We start from the raw sequence: 781 nt of genomic DNA on the forward strand, positions 1-781 counted from the left end.
CCCATGCTAACCTACTAGCGATACAGGCCCAACACAAACCAGCCAACAACCCCGAAAGGCAATCAACCAGCAAATGAAGGTTAGTACTCTCAGATTCAGTTCGAACGGTGTAACACCGGTACGGGAATATCAACCCGTTCATCCATTCGACTACGCCTGTCGGCCTCGCCTTAGGACTCGACTCACCCGGGGACGACGAACGTGGCCCCGGACCCCTTAGTCATTCAGCGGACGGGATTCACACCCGTCTCTCGCTACTCATGTCTGCATTCTCACTCCTGTAAAGTCCACGACAAGTTCACACTGCCGCTTCACCCCATACAGGACGCTCTCCTACCCCGCATGAAACAAATCATGCAGCCGCGTCTTCGGTGGCGTGCTTAAGCCCCGCTACATTGTCGGCGCGGAACCACTAGACCAGTGAGCTGTTACGCACTCTTTCAAGGATGGCTGCTTCTGAGCCAACCTCCTGGCTGTCTATGCGACTCCACATCCTTTCCCACTTAGCACGCGCTTCGGGACCTTAGACGACGATCAGGGCTGTTTCCCTTTTGACGACGGAGCTTATCCCCCGCCGACTCACTGCCGTGATAAACCTAACAGGTATTCGGAGTTTGGCTGCTATTGGTACCCGGTATGGGCCCGCAAGCATCCAGTAGCTCTACCCCCTGTAAGCAATAACACGACGCTGCACCTAGATGCATTTCGGAGAGAACCAGCCACCACGTCCTTCATCGGTCCTGTCTACCAAGGCATCCACCATACGCCCTTACCAGTGCCC

The 781-nt window shown here is 55.4% G+C and carries 1 rRNA gene; it reads right to left on the bottom strand.

The features are described from left to right. A 23S ribosomal RNA gene (locus GWI56_RS21580) occupies positions 1 to 781 on the bottom strand; the annotation flags it as partial.

Origin of the sequence: Shewanella sp. DW31, from assembly GCF_015767295.1 — a bacterium.
Taxonomy (GTDB): Bacteria; Pseudomonadota; Gammaproteobacteria; order Enterobacterales; family Shewanellaceae; genus Shewanella; species Shewanella oncorhynchi.